At 56.3% G+C, this 16,693-nt stretch carries 16 protein-coding genes; 3 read left to right on the forward strand and 13 right to left on the reverse strand.

Annotated features, from left to right (window positions below):
• Positions 1-198 precede the first annotated feature (198 nt).
• Entirely contained in the window at positions 199-1,506 is a 1,308-nt protein-coding gene (locus tag CVU69_07260) for a hypothetical protein (GenBank protein PKN12279.1), read from the forward strand.
• Positions 1,507-1,994: 488 nt separating this feature from the next.
• Here the strand turns inward: CVU69_07260 and CVU69_07265 are convergent, their stop codons facing one another.
• Together CVU69_07265 and CVU69_07270 are read right to left on the reverse strand one after the other, a co-directional pair.
• A complete protein-coding gene (locus CVU69_07265; protein PKN12280.1) occupies positions 1,995-2,339 on the reverse strand; it encodes an mRNA-degrading endonuclease in 345 nt (114 codons plus the stop codon).
• Positions 2,336-2,578 carry an AbrB/MazE/SpoVT family DNA-binding domain-containing protein gene (locus CVU69_07270; protein ID PKN12281.1) on the reverse strand — a complete coding sequence of 81 codons (243 nt, stop codon included), beginning with the start codon at positions 2,576-2,578 and terminating at the stop codon, positions 2,336-2,338. The genes CVU69_07265 and CVU69_07270 overlap by 4 nt, the downstream gene beginning before the upstream one ends.
• 208 nt (positions 2,579-2,786) lie before the next feature.
• Here CVU69_07270 and CVU69_07275 point away from each other — a divergent pair, with 208 nt between their 5' ends.
• Both CVU69_07275 and CVU69_07280 read left to right on the forward strand, forming a co-directional pair.
• Complete coding sequence (locus CVU69_07275) at positions 2,787-2,963, forward strand: ferredoxin (GenBank protein PKN12282.1); 177 nt, start codon at positions 2,787-2,789, stop codon at positions 2,961-2,963.
• Between the two features lie 354 nt (positions 2,964-3,317).
• A complete protein-coding gene (locus CVU69_07280) occupies positions 3,318-4,394 on the forward strand; it encodes an aminotransferase (protein PKN12283.1) in 1,077 nt (358 codons plus the stop codon).
• 88 nt (positions 4,395-4,482) lie between these two features.
• Here the strand turns inward: CVU69_07280 and atpC are convergent, their stop codons facing one another.
• The 11 genes from atpC to CVU69_07335 all read right to left on the reverse strand — a co-directional run bounded on the left by atpC (position 4,483) and on the right by CVU69_07335 (position 16,550).
• Positions 4,483-4,905 carry an ATP synthase F1 subunit epsilon gene (gene atpC / locus CVU69_07285; protein ID PKN12284.1) on the reverse strand — a complete coding sequence of 141 codons (423 nt, stop codon included), beginning with the start codon at positions 4,903-4,905 and terminating at the stop codon, positions 4,483-4,485.
• A 50-nt stretch (positions 4,906-4,955) separates the two neighbouring features.
• Positions 4,956-6,362 (reverse strand): F0F1 ATP synthase subunit beta, encoded by a 1,407-nt coding sequence (atpD, locus tag CVU69_07290; protein PKN12285.1) that lies wholly within the window; start codon positions 6,360-6,362, stop codon positions 4,956-4,958.
• 54 nt (positions 6,363-6,416) lie between these two features.
• Positions 6,417-7,283 (reverse strand): ATP synthase F1 subunit gamma, encoded by an 867-nt coding sequence (gene atpG, locus CVU69_07295; GenBank protein ID PKN12286.1) that lies wholly within the window; start codon positions 7,281-7,283, stop codon positions 6,417-6,419.
• Positions 7,284-7,309: 26 nt separating this feature from the next.
• Positions 7,310-8,818, reverse strand: a complete 1,509-nt coding sequence (locus tag CVU69_07300; GenBank protein PKN12287.1) for a F0F1 ATP synthase subunit alpha — start codon at positions 8,816-8,818, stop codon at positions 7,310-7,312.
• 8 nt (positions 8,819-8,826) lie between these two features.
• Positions 8,827-9,369: an ATP synthase F1 subunit delta gene (gene atpH / locus CVU69_07305; GenBank protein ID PKN12288.1), complete on the reverse strand. Its 543-nt coding sequence runs from the start codon at positions 9,367-9,369 to the stop codon at positions 8,827-8,829.
• A complete protein-coding gene (gene atpF / locus CVU69_07310) occupies positions 9,366-9,959 on the reverse strand; it encodes an ATP synthase F0 subunit B (protein PKN12289.1) in 594 nt (197 codons plus the stop codon). The genes atpH and atpF overlap by 4 nt, the downstream gene beginning before the upstream one ends.
• Positions 9,959-10,399, reverse strand: coding sequence for a hypothetical protein (locus tag CVU69_07315; protein ID PKN12290.1), 441 nt, complete (start codon positions 10,397-10,399; stop codon positions 9,959-9,961). The genes atpF and CVU69_07315 overlap by 1 nt, the downstream gene beginning before the upstream one ends.
• Before the next feature lie 206 nt (positions 10,400-10,605).
• Positions 10,606-11,787, reverse strand: coding sequence for a TIGR00299 family protein (locus CVU69_07320; GenBank protein ID PKN12291.1), 1,182 nt, complete (start codon positions 11,785-11,787; stop codon positions 10,606-10,608).
• Positions 11,784-12,545, reverse strand: coding sequence for a 1-(5-phosphoribosyl)-5-amino-4-imidazole-carboxylate carboxylase (locus tag CVU69_07325; protein ID PKN12292.1), 762 nt, complete (start codon positions 12,543-12,545; stop codon positions 11,784-11,786). Before CVU69_07325 ends, CVU69_07320 begins: the two co-directional genes overlap by 4 nt.
• A gap of 113 nt (positions 12,546-12,658) precedes the next feature.
• Entirely contained in the window at positions 12,659-14,848 is a 2,190-nt protein-coding gene (locus tag CVU69_07330) for an ATP-dependent DNA helicase PcrA (GenBank protein ID PKN12293.1), read from the reverse strand.
• Positions 14,835-16,550: a chloride channel protein gene (locus CVU69_07335; GenBank protein ID PKN12447.1), complete on the reverse strand. Its 1,716-nt coding sequence runs from the start codon at positions 16,548-16,550 to the stop codon at positions 14,835-14,837. Before CVU69_07335 ends, CVU69_07330 begins: the two co-directional genes overlap by 14 nt.
• Between the last annotated feature and the right edge of the window lie 143 nt (positions 16,551-16,693).

Genomic DNA, 16,693 nt, shown 5'->3' on the forward strand with positions numbered 1-16,693 from the left:
TGGAAATCGGCACTCAATCAGTTTACGATCATCTTCGGCGACAGGATGCCGACTTATTAACCGACAAACCCATTTACACAAAATCCTTTACAGGCCCTAAGAAATACAGATCTACCTTCAACCCCTGTTGTAATTGCTTTATATCTTTCTGTATTCCCTTTCCTTGAAGATCAAGTTTCGAGCATTTCTTTTCTGCACTTGCTAGAAAAAATTGAACAACAACGTATTGGTAGCAAAGGAGGATCACCTCAAGAAGCGTTTTATAATAAGCAGCTGATCCTTGCTCAATTCGCACAAAAGTGCTTAATAAATAAACGTATATACTTAACTGAAGCTGAATCTCATAGTATAGTTGAAAATTTTTATAAAGAAAAATCTCTTAGGGTCGATGTTGAAAAATTCTTTAGAGATTTAATTTTATCAGGGCTGCTTCAAAAAAATGAAAATGGGTACGAATTTTCGCTATTTGTATTTTACGATTACTACATAGCAAAAGCTTGCGAGAAAGAAATATTGAAAGTTGAAGATGTTTACAATGAAATACATTGGTACATAAATTTAGGTCAAGCGATGGCTCTTCTTTCAGGTATGAAGAGGTCAAGTTTTTCACTTATTTCGAAAGTTATTAACGACCTCGAACCTCACTTCGTTGGTTTTGAGAACTTTGATCTTTCTAAGCTAGATGAATATATTAACCACCTTCTTTATAATCCTGCTGAAGACAAGAGCCCAGAAGAAATAATTGAAAAAGATCTCGAAAAAGAAATTAATTACGATGAAGACGATAAAAGTTTTCATGAGCAGAAATTACATTACAGGCAGCAAAGATTTGATATTGAAAAGTTAAATATAAATGCCGATAATCTTCAAAATATTAGTGTGAAATGTTTAGTATTAAAAACATTGTATAATTGTTTCAGAAATTTAGAAAATTTGCAAACGGAAGAGAAACTGGTTGTTTTAGATAATATTCTAGATTTTCATATAAGCTGCAATATAAGTATGATTGATTTTTATAAAGAACTAGTTGGTGATGAAGATTTTGATTCACTTATCGCATACCTGACAACTATCGGCGGAGTAAATTTTTTCTCAAAAAATATTGGAAGTCAAAGCTTAGAAATTCTAATCCGTCAATTTATTAACTCAACTCAGAACGACTTCAAAAAATTGTTACTCGTATTATTATATGGAGATTTGCGACTGCCTAGATATGGACAAATAATTGAAACGTTTATAAATGAAACAACTTCACGTGCCGGTGTAGAAATACTTTATTACAAGATTAGGGGACTAATTACATCTCATAACAGCCTTACAATACCGAAATCTCTTATTTCTGCGTTTAGATCTGCATTCCAAAAGCGAGAAAACACATGGTCTTCAGCTAAAAAAGGCACTAACATTAATGATAGATTTGTTAAAGTACTGCAAGCTGCAAAAAAGGATCATCTAATTGCTTACAATAGTGAGGCACACTTGATCACTCTTAACAAAATTGACTAAAAAGTGAGTCTATGGTGTCAGAGCTACACGGCCTGTTGCGAGTCTGTAAATTGAACTGTGTATCTGTTCCATGAGAGAGTAGGGGAATTTCCCGCTCAGGAGCAGAGACGATGGCGATCAAACCAGACCAATTGGACGAACTTTTAACCGACTGCAAGACCCCCGATGATGTCGACAAGCTCTATTCGCAGTTGCTGAGAGGAGCAAGGGGGACGTTCTTTGCTAATTTGCTAACTTCACCCCCGTAATACCCAGAGGCACAAAAGAGCTCAGTCTAGAATGGCGATAGTTTAAGGACGCGCAGCAACGGCAACCCCTCGTATTTGGCAGGGCACCCAATTCCGGGGACATCAAACAAAATAGCCCTTTGTTTTTAATCTGACCCGGTCCTTCCCACTATTTCCTACTATAAAAAAACCGCCCGGATGGCTGCTGCCGTCGGGCGGTTCGTTCGTCAACTGTGAATATCCGGCATGACCCCTCTGCCGTTATCCCGCCAAAATCGCATTGATCTTCTCCATGACTTCATCTAGAACCGCTTTCGCAACTTTCCCCTGCTTTTCCGCCCTCCGTACCTGCCAATCGAGACTCTTCACCTGATCGGCCAAAATAACCCCGCGGATCTTGGCAATCCCGGCTACGGCGACCTCAAAGGGATAGCCCTTCACCTGCGAAGTGATCGGGCAGCAGAGCATCAGGCCGGTCTTGCCGTTATATTTCGCCGGAGAGAGGACGAAAGCCGGTCGACGCCCGGCTTGTTCATGTCCGGCCTGCGGGTCAAAATCGAGCCAGACCACATCGCCCCTTTCCGGAATATAACCCGCCGGGCTCACCACTGCTCCCTCCCGACCGATTTGCCGGTCGCAACCTCGGCATGAAGATTCTCCGTCGTCACTCCGGCCAGGAGGCTGTCGAGAGAGAGCCCCTCTTTTCTGGCTGACTTGATAATGATCAAATTATCTTCCCGGACGATTTCGATCGATGAATCAGCTTCAATGCCGCACTCCTCTGCGAGTCCTTTCGGTAAGCGAACTGCCAGGCTGTTGCCCCACTTCTGCGCTTTAGCAAACATTTTTCACCTCAACTTTCCCGACTTTCGCTACGGAGAATATCCCAGTGAAGAAAAGTGTAGCATTGTAGACACATTGTATCAACAGATAATTCACAACCAAAGCGCAGCTGCGGTGAACCCGTTGCGTCCACGACGTTGAAGCTATAGAATCCCCACCGACACCTCAAAAAACATGCTAAACTCACCGCAATTCCCAAGGAGTCAACCAATGAAAATCGTCATCGATCCGACCAAGTGCAAGGGGAGCGGCGAGTGCATCAAGGTCTGTCCGCAGAAGGCCATCACCAAAGTAAACGGCATTGCCATCCTCGACGAATCGCGCTGCGATTTTGACGGGCTTTGCATCCCCGCCTGCCCGCACTCCGCCATCAGCTTCGAAGAGTAAGGAGTTCGATCCGTCAGGACGGACGGGTCGAACCCCGGAAACGGAGAACCGATGAAGGCATGGCAGCCCAATCAATTCCCCTACATCAAGAAGCTCACCCCTGACTACGAGCGCGCAATCACGCAGCTGCCGCTCCTCAACATCGACTCACTCCTCATCCCCTCCCCTTACATCGACTACGACCACAGCTTCGTCTGGGACGAAAAACAGTACAACGTTGCGCGCTAACTCGCTTAAATCCGGGAGTTCTACCCCTCCCGCTTCTTCCGCCCCTTCCCTGCCTCTATCTTGACTTTGACGCCTTCTTCATGCTACTTGCACGGCTACAAATCAGTCCTTTTTCAGGAGCCCGTCATGAATAAAAAACTCTACATCCCCGGTCCGGTGCAGATTGCTCCCGACGTTTATGAAGCGATGTGCGCACCGATGATCGGCCACCGCATGAAGGAATACGCAGTGGTGCATAGAAGCGTTACCGATCAGCTCAAGGCCCTGCTCAACACGACGGAGCCGGTCTTCCTGTCGACCTCCAGCGCTTTTGGCATCATGGAGGGGGCGGTGCGCAATCTCGTACAGAAGCGCTGTGCCAACTTCAGCAACGGCGCCTTCAGTGCCAAGTGGCACGACGTCACCAAACGCTGTGGCCTGGAGGCCGATCACTTTGCCGCCGAATGGGGGCAGCCGGTGACGGCGGCGATGGTCGACAGCGCCCTGGCGACCGGCAAATACGACGCCATGACCCTGGTCCACAACGAAACCTCCACCGGCGTCCTGTCACCGCTGGCCGAGATTGCGGCGGTGATGAAGAAATATCCCGAGGTCTCTTTTATCGTCGATACGGTGTCATCGATGACGGCGGTCCCCATCGACTTCACCGCCCTGGGGATGGATGTTTGTCTCGCCGGGGTGCAAAAGGCCTTTGGCCTTCCCCCCGGACTGGCGGTCTGTGCCGTCTCGCGCCGCGCTCTCGACAAGGCCAAAACCACCCCGAACCGCGGATACTACTTCGACTTTATCGAGTTTGAGGAGAACGACCGCAAGGATAACACCCCGAGCACGCCGGCGATCAGCCTGATCTTTGCTCTCGATCATCAACTCAAGAAGATCTTCGCAGAAGGGTTGGAAAACCGCTACGCCCGCCATCAGGCCATGGCCACAGCAACCCGCGCCTGGGCTCTGCACCACGGCTTCACCCTCTTTGCCGCGGCGGATGCTCAATCTGTAACTCTGACCTGTATCCGTAACGACGATTGCACCGATCTTGAGAAACTAAAAAAGCTGGCGGCAGCCCGTGGTTATGCCATCGATAACGGTTATGGCAAGATCAAGAATCTGACCTTCCGTATTGCCCACATGGCTGATTACACCATGAGGGACATGACCGAGATCTTTACCGTTCTTGACGAGCTCCTCCCCGCGGCCCGAAACTAAATTCCAAAGAGAAGAAACCAAGACAAGACACAGAAAAGGCGACCCGCAAGGGTCGCCTTTTCTGTTGTAAACGTTTCTTTGTTATTATTTAGTGGCCGCGACGGTTTGTTTGCTCCGCCACCTGGATACGAACCAGGGCACGCTCCAGAGAGGCTTCCATCTGGGAAAACTCGACATCTTCCGGCGACAAGGATTTCATCGCTTGCTCTGCCCGGCTCAGGGCTTCTTTTGCCCGCGCCAAATCGATCTGGTCGGCGGCTTCGGCCGTCTCAACCAAGACTGTCACCTTGTCATTCTCGACTTCGACGTAGCCCCAGTTGACCGCCACATGAAAAAGATCACTCCCTATGCGATAGGTGAGTTCACCAATCTTGAGGGTGGTGAGCAACGGCGTATGTCCCGGGAGAATACCAAACTCACCCATAGAACCCGGCGCCGTAACTTCATCTACATCTACGGCCAGAACCTGTTTATAAGGCGTGACCATTTCCAATCTCAGCATTTCAGCCATGTACGTGATCCTTTATCGCAGCGGGGGATTAAACCCGCGCTTGTGATAATTTAGGCCGCGAGCTTGCGGGCCTTTTCCAGGGCCTCTTCGATGGTACCGACCATGTAGAAAGCCTGCTCGGGGATGTCGTCATATTTGCCGGCAACGATCTCTTTGAAACCGAGGATGGTATCCTTGAGCTCGACATATTTCCCCGGTGAACCGGTAAAGACCTCGGCAACATGGAACGGCTGGGACAGGAACTTCTGGATTTTACGGGCGCGGGAAACGACCAAACGGTCTTCTTCGGAGAGCTCGTCCATCCCGAGGATAGCGATGATGTCCTGAAGATCCTTGTACTTCTGCAGAACATACTGGACCGAGCGTGCAACCGCGTAGTGCTCATCGCCGATGACCAGGGGATCAAGAATACGGCTGGTGGAGTCGAGGGGGTCAACCGCCGGATAGATACCGAGCTCGGCAATCTGGCGGGAAAGAACGGTCGTCGCATCCAGGTGGGCAAAGGCGGTGGCCGGCGCCGGGTCGGTCAAGTCGTCAGCCGGGACGTAAATCGCCTGGACGGAAGTGATCGAACCTTTGTTGGTGGTGGTGATGCGCTCCTGCAGCTCGCCCATCTCGGTGGAGAGGGTCGGCTGGTAACCGACCGCCGAAGGGATACGGCCAAGGAGAGCCGAAACTTCCGAACCGGCCTGGGTGAAGCGGAAGATGTTGTCAACGAAGAAGAGGACGTCCTGGCCTTCGGCATCGCGGAAGTACTCGGCGACGGTCAGACCGGAAAGGGCGACGCGGGCGCGGGCTCCGGGGGGCTCGTTCATCTGCCCGTAGATCAGGGCGGTCTTGTCGAGAACGCCGGAATCCTTCATCTCATGCCAAAGGTCATTCCCTTCGCGGGTCCGTTCACCAACGCCGGCAAAGACCGAGAAGCCACCGTGCTGCTTGGCGATGTTATTGATCAGCTCCATGATCAGAACCGTCTTGCCGACGCCGGCGCCGCCAAAGAGGCCGATCTTGCCGCCGCGGGAATAAGGAGCGAGAAGGTCGACGACCTTGATGCCGGTCTCGAAGGCTTCAATTTTAGTCGACTGATCGACGAACTCTGGAGCGGGGCGATGAATCTCCCAGGTCTCATCCGTGACGACCGGACCAGCCTCGTCAACCGGCTCGCCGACGACATTGAGGATACGGCCGAGAGTACCGCGACCGACGGGCATGGAGATCTGCTTGCCGGTGTCGATAACGTCCTGACCACGAACAAGACCATCGGTCGAATCCATCGCGATGCAACGCACGGTATTTTCACCGAGGTGCTGGGCAACCTCGACAATCAGGTTCCATTCGGTCGAACCGAGGGAAGGGTTGGTCACTTTCAGAGCGTAGTAAATCTCCGGAAGCTTGCCAGCTTCGAACTCAACGTCGATAACTGGACCGATAACCTGGGTAATTTTTCCTTTATTCATGATAAAGCGTTCCTCCTTTGTCCCACCCGCGCACGGGCGTGAGTCAACGTTTGTTTACTTAATCGATTCGGCGCCGGAGATGATCTCCATAAGCTCTTTAGTTATTGCAGCCTGGCGTGCACGGTTGTAGATCAGGGTCAACTTGCCGATCATCTCGGACGCATTCTTGCTGGCGCTGTCCATGGCACTCATGCGGGCGCCATGTTCACTGGCCGACGATTCGAGCAAGCCGCGGAAGATCTGGACCTCGACATTCTTGGGAAGAATCGCGGCCAGAACTTCACTCCGCCCCGGCTCGTACAGGTACTCGGCAACATGCGTGTCTTCTTCAACCGTCATCGGCACCACCGGCAGGAGCTGATTGATCGTCACCACCTGGGTCATGGCACTCTGGAACGCATTAAAGATAAAAAAGACGGCATCATAGGTCTCGGCCGTGTACTGGCTGACGACCTCTTCGCCGATCAGCTGCGCAGTCGCGTAGGTGATTTTACCGGTAACATTTTCGTAGACCTTAACAATGTTCATGCCGGCACGATGGCGCAGATAATCACGCCCTTTCTTACCGATGATCATCAGGTCGTAATTGTCGAAACCCTGCTCGTTGGCGCGAATAAAGCGCTCGGCGGCTTTGGAGACGTTACCGTTGTAACCACCGCACAGGCCGCGATCCGAGGTCAGCAATACGACCAGAGCCCGACCCTTGCCCCGCTCCATGAGGAGGGGGTGGGCCTGCGCTTCTTCACGCAGCGCCAGAGAGCCTAGCACCTGCTGCAACTTATGTGCGTAGGGACGGGCAGCGACCACGGCGTCCTGGGCCCGGCGCAGCTTAGCCGCCGAGACCATCTTCATCGCCTTGGTGATCTGTCGGGTATTTTTAACCGACACGATCCGTTTTTTTATTGTTTTAAGATTTGCCATCGTTCCGATCCCTCAAGGTATTGGGCTTAGGCGACAAACTGCCCCTTGAAATCCTCCAGGGCGGCCTTCAACCGGGCTTCGATGTCCGCGTCAATTGCTTTCTTCTGGTTGATATCAGAAAGGATAGCGGCATGCTGTGCGTCCATGAAGGAGACCAACTCTTGCTCGTAACGGCCAACCGACGTCACCGGATACTGATCAAGATAGCCGTTGTTGGCGGCATAAATAACCAGAACCTGCTTCTCGATCGGCAGCGGACGATACTGCGGCTGCTTGAGGATCTCGACGAGACGGGCGCCGCGATTGAGCTGACGCTGGGTGGCGGCGTCGAGGTCGGAACCGAACTGGGCAAAAGCGGCCATCTCGCGATACTGGGCAAGGGCGAGACGGAGGGTACCGGCCACCTGCTTCATCGCCTTGACCTGAGCTGAACCGCCGACGCGGGAGACCGAGAGGCCGACGTTGATCGCCGGACGGACACCGGAGTAGAAAAGGTCGGTTTCGAGGAAGATCTGACCGTCGGTGATGGAGATAACGTTGGTCGGGATGTAAGCAGAAACGTCGCCGGCCTGGGTCTCGATGACCGGCAGGGCGGTGATACTGCCGTTGCCGAGCTCGTCGTTGAGCTTGCAGGCGCGCTCTAGGAGACGGCTGTGCAGATAGAAGACGTCGCCGGGGTAAGCTTCACGTCCGGGCGGACGACGGAGGAGGAGCGAAAGCTGGCGATAAGCGACGGCCTGCTTGGAAAGATCGTCATAGATGATCAGCGCATGGCGGCCGCTGTCGCGGAAGAACTCGGCCATGGTGACGCCGGTGTAGGGGGAGATAAACTGCAGCGGCGCCGGGTCGGAAGCGGTGGCGGCAACAACGATGGTGTAATCCATGGCGCCGTAATGCTTGAGCTTGTCGACAACCTGAGCCACCGTCGAACGCTTCTGACCGATAGCGACATAAACGCAGATAACGTTCTGCCCCTTCTGGTTGATAATGGTGTCAAGGGCAACGGCGGTCTTGCCGGTCTGGCGGTCGCCGATGATCAGTTCGCGCTGGCCGCGGCCGATCGGGACCATGGCGTCGATCGCCTTGAGGCCGGTCTGCATCGGCTCATGCACCGATTTACGGGCGACGATACCGGGGGCTTTAACTTCGACCTGACGGTAGGTGTCGGTCTTGATCTCGCCGAGACCGTCGATGGGGTTACCGATACCGTCGACAACGCGACCGATGAGAGCTTCACCGACCGGAACCTGGACGATACGCTCGGTCCGCTTGACGGTGTCGCCTTCTTTGATGTGGTGGGATTCGCCAAGGATGGCGGCACCGACGTTATCTTCTTCAAGGTTGAGGACCATCCCCATGGTGTTGCCGGGGAATTCGAGGAGCTCACCGGACATCGCCTTGTCGAGGCCGTAGATACGGGCGATACCGTCACCGACCGAGATGATCGTTCCGGTTTCGCTGACCTCGACTTCGCGCCCGAAGTTTTCGATCTGCTGCTTGATAATTGCGCTAATTTCTTCGGCTCTGATTTCCATGGACTTGATCACCCCTTATTTAGAGTTTCTTCAATACGTTTAAGTTGAGTGCGAATACTGCCATCATAAACCTTACCGGCAAACTCCGTCTTCAAGCCGCCGAGGAGGGCGGGATCGACCTGCACTGCCAGCTCGACGCGCTTGCCGGTCTTGCCCTCCAGCCCTTGCCGGATCAACGCCAGCTCAGGGGCGGAAAGTTCGGCCGCCGAGGAGACCTTGGCGCGGAGAAGACCGGAGAGCTCATCGGCAAACTGCCGATAGTTGCTTTCGATCAGACCGATATATTTCATCCGGTTTTTGGCGACGAGCAGGCCGATAAAATGACGCATGCCGATGGAGAGCTGCATCTTTTCGGCAAGATCACCCATGATCGCCGACTTCTTTTCCACCGGCAAAGTCGGACTTTCCAGAAGCAGACGCAGCATGTCGTTCTCGCTTACAGTCGTACTGACCTGGGCAAGCTCATCTCCGTACTGCTCTACCAGCTTCTGCTCGGCGCTGATTTCCACCAGGGCGCGAGCATATCTACGCGAGAGGGCGCTGATGCTCAATGGAGTTCTCCTACCTTGGACACATATTCATCGACCAGACGTGCCTGGTCGCCAGCTGTCATCTGTTTCTTCAGCAACTCTTCGGCGAGAGTGATGGCGAGACGGCTCGCTTCCTGCCGCAGTTCGGTGCGGGCGCGGAGGATTTCGCTCTCGGCGGTCTTTTCCGCCTCAGCGGTAATCTTCTGGGCCATCTCCCTGGCATTGGCCAGGATCCGCTCCCGTTCCAATTCCCCTTCACGACGAATCGACAGACTCATCTCTTCGATCTCGGCCGCAGCCTTGCTCAATTTGCTGTCGTATTCGGCAAACTTGGCTTCCGCTGCTTCGCGCGCTGCCACGGCATCGCTCAGCGCTTTTTCGATACCTTCACGGCGCCCGGCCAAGCCATTACGAATCGGCTTGGTCAGAAAATAGACGAGAAGACCGATCATCAAAGCAAAGTCGAGAATACGCCAGGCGAAATCTTTGGCAACGGCGCCGCTGTCAGCGTGACCGTCCCCTCCGGCAGCACAGGCAACGCCCGCCGAAAGCGCGACCAGAACCAACGCCGCCGCTATCCGCCCGATTCTTTTGTCTTGCAGATTCGCCATTATAGAGCCCTCCCGAGAATACGCGAGGCAACCTGGGTCGCAATGGCATCAACATCACTGCGCAGCGCCGTCCGGGCTGAGTCAGCCTCTGCCGCCACACGCACCTTTAATTGCTGCAGCTTCTCTGTTGCCACCTGACGAGCAGCGCCGAGAATCTCGGCCTCCTCTTGACTGGCAGCCGCGCGCAGAGTCGCCCGCTCTTCATTCCCTTTGACCCGCGCTGCCTGCAACCGTTCCTGGTAGCTGGTCATCTTCTCGTCGATCTGCTGCTGCAGACCGCGCGCGTGCCCGTGATCGCCCTCAATTGTCTCTTTACGCTTGGCCAGAACCGCGCGCAACGGGCGGTAAAGCACCGTATTGAGGATGTAGAGCAGAAGCAGGAAGTTGAAGATCTGTAGTCCTAATGTCCAATCAACTTTGATCACCGATACACCTCGAATCTGTCAGTCTGTACCACCAAACCGGAGAAGAACTCCCCGAGCAGGGCCCTAAAGCGGTGCATAGCTAACACAGCGCCTGTCTCTTGTCAAGAAAGTTTCTTCTGCGACTTGTCGAAAAAAGGGGGGATTGACCGGCGAAAATGTTGATTTCCTGCGGGTCTTCATCGGTGGCGACCACATTAAAATCTGCGGCTAAAGGGCGCTTTTCACTGGCTGGGAGGCTTTAAATACTTCTCATCCGCGGCCTGCTCGACCAAGCGGTAGATTTCCGCCAGCGGCCGCTTTGTCGCTTCCGCCAGGGTGCGACAGCTCTCAAATTCAGGAGTGACCCGCAGCAACTCCTCCCCGTCAAAGATCAATTTCACCACCGCGTCGCCGCAATCCGTCATGACTACCCCGGCTTCGCGGCGCAGCTTGAGCCGTTCGCATTCGGAAAAGCGCACACCGATGGCGCTGCTTTCGCGGAGGATGAGGCGGGCGAGCTGCTTCTGCTCCGCCGGCCGGGAAACAACGGTGAGGCGCGTGCCGGGACGGTTCTTCTTCATCTGCAGCGGACTGTAACCGACATCGAGGGCACCGGCGGCGAAAAGGCGCTCGCTCAGGTAGCCGAGGAGCTCGGGGCTGGAATCGTCGAGATGGGTTTCGATCACCGTCACCTTGTCGCGCCCGTCCGTACTGGCGACGCGGCCAAGGCAGCCGCGCAGCAGATTGGGACGATCGTTGGAGTCGCGGCTGCCGACACCGTAACCGACCTGCTCCAGAGTCATGGCCGGGAAGGCACCGAAGCTGGCAACTTCAGCAATAATCGCCGCGCCGGTCGGCGTGATGAGTTCACTGTCGCTATCGTCGGGGCGCTGTGGCCAGCCGCGCAGCAACTCCAGTGTCGCCGGCGCCGGCAGGGGATAGCGGCCGTGCGCGCTCTGCACTATCCCGGTCGCAAAGGGGAGAGCGCCGCAGACAATCCGCTCCGCGTGCAGGGCGACCAGTCCGGCAGCAACACCGACAATATCAATGACCGAATCGAGGGCGCCGACTTCGTGGAAGTGGACCTCTGCCACGGCAACGCCGTGTACCTTCCCTTCTGCCTCGGCGAGACGATGGAAGATCCGCCGCGCCAGTTCGCACACCGGTGCAGCTAAAGACGAGGTGGCGAGCATCTGATCAATGTCGCGCCAGGAACGGTGATGGTGCTCTTCGTCGACAGCAACCAGGGCGCGGCAGCCTTCGATGCCGCAACGCTTTTCCCGCTGCCAGGCGAGACGCCAGCCATTCAGGGGGAGGCAGCGCAACTGCGCTTCGATCTGGCCGGGTTCGACGCCGAGGTCGACGAGGAGGCCGAGAAACATATCGCCGGAGGCGCCGGAGAAGGGGTCGAGGTAAAGGATCATGCGGTGCTCTCCCCCCGGTTGATGCGGGTGGCGGCATACGCCGCGCCGAAACCGTTGTCGATATTGACGACTGTCACCCCGCCGGCGCAGGAGTTGAGCATGCCGAGGAGAGCGGCGATTCCGCCGAAGGCAGCGCCGTAACCGACCGAGGTCGGCACGGCTATGATCGGTGCCGGCACCAGACCGCCAACCACCGAGGGGAGCGCTCCCTCCATGCCGGCGACGACGATGATCACCGCTGCCTGGCGCAACTTTTCGCTGTGAGCAAAGAGGCGGTGAATGCCGGCGACGCCGACATCGCTGAGCTCATCGACCTGGTTGCCGAAGAGGCGAGCGGTAATCGCCGCTTCCTTCGCCACCGGAAGATCGGAGGTTCCGGCGCAAACCACCAGCACCGTCCCCCGCCCGGTCGCAACAAGCGGCTGCTGGAGGACAACAAAGGTGCGCGCCAGGGGGTCGTATTCCCCCTGCGGATAAGCCGCTTGCAGGATGCCCCCCTTCTCCGCGGAGAGGCGGGTGGACAGGACATTGCCGCCATGCGCGATCATCCGGCCGACAATGGTCAGCAATTGCTCGGAGGTCTTCCCCTCGCCGTAAACGACCTCGGGGAGGCCCTGACGCAGGGTGCGGTGATGGTCGATCATCGCCACCCCGGCATCCTCGAAAGGGAGATTGCGCAGCTGAATGAGGGCAGCGTCGACATCGCAGACGCCGGTGCTGACGGCGGTGAGAAGGTCCTTGAGCTGTTCTGGGTGCATGGCGGCACTCCTCGTTATTGCTTTTCCGGGCCACGCGGGCGACCCACCGGGTCACCCCTACGGGGACAGATCAACGTTGTAGGGGCGACCCGGTGGGTCGCCCGCTTATTTCCTCACGCCGGTTCCAGCCCCGCAAATTTAAGCAGCAGCTTCTTCGGGCCGACGGAGTTAAACCAGACCGTCACTTTGCAGCTCTCGCCGCTCCCTTCGATGCGTCGCACCACCCCGACGCCGAACTTGAGATGGCGCACCTTGCTGCCGATGCGCAGCCCTTCTTCGGCTTCAGCGACGTGACGCACCGAATCGCTGAACTCCTCGGCTTCTTCCACCGCCGGCAGCGGCTGATCGAAGAGGGAGGCGAGATTGTGCCCGGCCTGCTTGTGCAGCGGTGATTGTCGCCGCCCACGCTCGATGACGCTGATCGGGATATCGCTGAGAAAGGAGCTTGGCGGATTAAACTGGTAATCGCCAAAGACACGGCGCTTGCGGGCATGGACGAGGTAAAGCTTCTCCATCGCCCGGGTCATGCCGACGTAACAAAGGCGACGCTCCTCTTCGAGCTCTTCACGCGACTCGCTGGAGCGCGCCAGCGGGAAGAGCCCTTCTTCCATCCCGGCCATAAAGACCACCGGATATTCGAGCCCCTTGGCAGCATGGACCGTCATCAGTGTCACCCGGTCGAGGCTGCCGTCGTAGCTGTCGAGATCGGTGACCAGGGCGACATCTTCGAGGTAATCGACCAGTGTCTTCTCCTGGGCAAAGCGCTCCTCCATGCCGGTGAGGAGCTGCTGCAGGTTGTCAAGGCGATCTTTCGCTTCTTCGCTCCGCTCGGAGAGGAGGGCCGGGCCGTAGCCGCTCTCCTCAATGATGATGCTGGTCAGCTGCGGATAAGGGAAGTCCGCCAGCTTCGTCCGGAAGGATTCGATCAGGGTGATAAAGGCCTGTACCTTGCCACCGCTGCGGCCAAGCTCACCACGCTGCAGCGCCAATTGGCAGGCGGGAAAGAAGCCGCCGGCTTCATCCTGGAGAGCGGCGATGCGCTCCACTGTCGTTGTACCGATCCCCCGCGCCGGGACATTGATAATCCGCCGCGCCGCCAGGGAATCGCTGGGGTTAATGAGAAGGCGCAGGTAAGCAAGGATATCCTTGATCTCCATGCGGCTGTAGAACTTGACGCCGCCGAACATGACATAAGGAAGGCGCTCCCGCACCAGCGCTTCTTCCAGGGAGCGCGACTGGGCATTGATGCGGTAAAGAACGGCAATATCGCGGAGATGGCGGCCGGAAATCCGCAGCTTATTGATCTCGCCCGCGATAAAACGCGCCTCTTCGAGATCATCAGGGAGGGGCTCGATGATGATCGGATCCCCGGTCGGGTTCTCCGTCCACAGGCTCTTCCCCTTGCGCCCGACATTGCGGGCGACGACCGCCCCGGCGGCAGCGAGGATGTTGCGGGTCGAACGGTAATTCTGCTCTAAACGGATGGTGACGCTGCCGGGATAATCGACTTCGAAGTTGAGGATGTTGCCAACCTCGGCCCCGCGCCAGCGGTAGATCGACTGATCGTCGTCGCCGACGACGCAGAGGTTATGATGGCGGGCGGCGAGGAGACGGACGAGCTGATACTGGATGGAGTTGGTATCCTGGAATTCATCGACGAGCAGGTAGTGAAAACGCTCCTGCCAGCGACCGAGAATCTCGGGATGAGTTTTAAAGAGATTGACGGTGAGGAGGATGAGATCACCAAAATCGAGGGCATTGGCCTGCTTCATCCGCGCCTGATAAAGCTCGTAGACCTTGGCGACCTGCTCGCCGTAAAAGTCGCTGCGATCAAAATCCGCCGGGAGGAGGCCGCGGTTCTTGGCACTGTCGATTGCTTGTGCCGCTCCCCGCGCCTTGAGGGTGCGCTCGCTGATATTGAGCTCAGTCAGAACCTCCTTGAGGAGGCGCTCCTGATCCTGATCGTCACAGATGGTAAAGTTGCTTTGATAGCCAAGAGCACTGATCTCGCGCCGCAGGATGCGCACGCAGGCGGCATGGAAGGTACTCACCCAGAGTTCGTCCGTCCCGACTAACTGCTGCACGCGCCGCTTCATCTCTGCTGCCGCCTTGTTGGTAAAGGTGACGGCGAGGATGCGCCAGGGCTCGACCCCCTGGACACGGATGAGGTGGGCGATGCGCTGGGTTAGGGTGCGGGTCTTCCCCGAACCGGCGCCGGCGAGGATAAGGAGCGGCCCGGCGCCGTGCAACACCGCCTGGCGCTGCTCCGGATTAAGGCCGGCGGTGAGTTCAGCAGTAGTCATGTTGTCTCTCTTCCAGCGAACGGGCCATCAGCGCCCGATTATAAGCAGAGATCATATCCCGGCGCGAGATGATGCCGACCAGGCGCTTGCCGGTGAGGTCGTCGACGACCGGCAGCTGTTCGATATTCCGATAACCGATCTTCTGCATCGCCTGATCGAGGTTGTCTTCTTCGAGCACCGTCGTCACCTCCAGGGTCGCTAACTCCTTGACGACGACGATATCCATGAGCTCCTGCTCGAAGACCACTCCCATGAAGTCCTGCACCGAAAGGATACCGGTCAACTCGCCATCGCTATTGACCAGGGGGAAATTGGTCGACCTGGTGGTGCTGAGATATTCGGTGAACTGGCGCAGGGTCATCCCCTCAGGGATCGACTCGACGGTGGCGGTCATGGCGTCCCTGACAGTGAGGGATTTCATGATGTTCTGCTCTTTGCCGGCACGTAGATCGATCCCGGCTCGCGCCAGATCTTCGGTCTCCAGGCTCTCCTTGTTAAACTGACGACTGATCGTGGTGCCGATCACGCAGGTGATCATGATCGGCACTATAACATGATAGGAAGAGGTAATCTCGAAGAGGAGGAAGATCGCCGTCATCGGCGCATGCGTCGCCGCCGAGAGGAAGGCCCCCATGCCGATCAGGGCATAAGTGCCGGGGGAGGAGGCGAGATGCGGGAAGAGCGCGCGGGCGCCATGACCGAAAGTGCCGCCGATTACCGCGCCGATAAAGAGAGAGGGGGCAAAGAGACCGCCGGGGAGACCGGAACCGATGGTAACCGAAGTCGCGACCGCCTTGATCAGGACCAGCCCGACCAGCACCAGCCAAATCCCCTCGCCATGCAGGACAGCTTCGATAAATTCGTAGCCGTTACCGAAGACCTGGGGAAAGCCGACGCCGATGATCCCGACCAGCATCCCGCCCAACACCGGCTTGGCTAACATTGGCAGGCGCAGGGCGGAAAAGGCATCCTTGATGCGGAAGTGGAGCTTGATGAAAGCGGCGGCGAGACAGCCGACAATGACGCCAAGGCCGGCATACAGGAGCATATCCCAGGGGGACTGGACGATATAATCCGGAATAACAAAGGCCGGGGCATTGCCGAGGAGGGCGCGGGAAACGACAGTACTCATGCCGCTGGCGATGACGATCGAGGTAAAGCTCGACATCTCGAAAGTGGAAAGGAGAACGATCTCATGGGCAAAGAAGACCCCGGCAATCGGGGCATTGAAGGTCGCCGCCACCCCGCCGGAGACACCGCAGGCGAGCATCGTCTTCAAGCGGTCGCCACTCATGCCGAAGAACTGCCCGGTCTGGCTGCCGATCGCCCCGCCGATCTGGGCAATCGGTCCTTCCTGTCCGGCCGAACCGCCGGTGCCGATGGTGATGGCGCTGGCCATGCCGCGGGTGAGGATGGTGCGGAGCGGCACCTTGCCGCCGCCGAGATTGACCTGGGCGAGAAAACGGGAGAAGCCGAACTGGAGATCCTTTTTAAAGTAGATCCAGAAGGGAATCATCAACAGTCCGCCGACCATCGGGAAGAGGATGGCGAGGAGACGCCCTTCCCACAGCCCGGCACTGTCAAGACCAAGGAGCCGCCCCCCCTGAAGCACCACCAGCCAGTTGAAGAATTCGATGAGTCTTTGAAAGGCATAATTGCTCAGACCGGAGAGGAGACCGATGACGACGGCAATCGTCGTCATGAAGGTATTTTCGCTGACCTTGAGGCGGCTGAGGAGGCGCAAGGCCTGGCGTTGCAGGCGCAGGAAGGTGCGGCGCGGGCGCAGCATTTGTCTCTTGAGATCGAATAAATTCGGGATATTTGTCATCGTTGCGCCTTTTTTCT

This window comes from Deltaproteobacteria bacterium HGW-Deltaproteobacteria-4 (assembly GCA_002841765.1).
Taxonomy (GTDB): Bacteria; Desulfobacterota; Desulfuromonadia; order Desulfuromonadales; family UBA2197; genus UBA2197.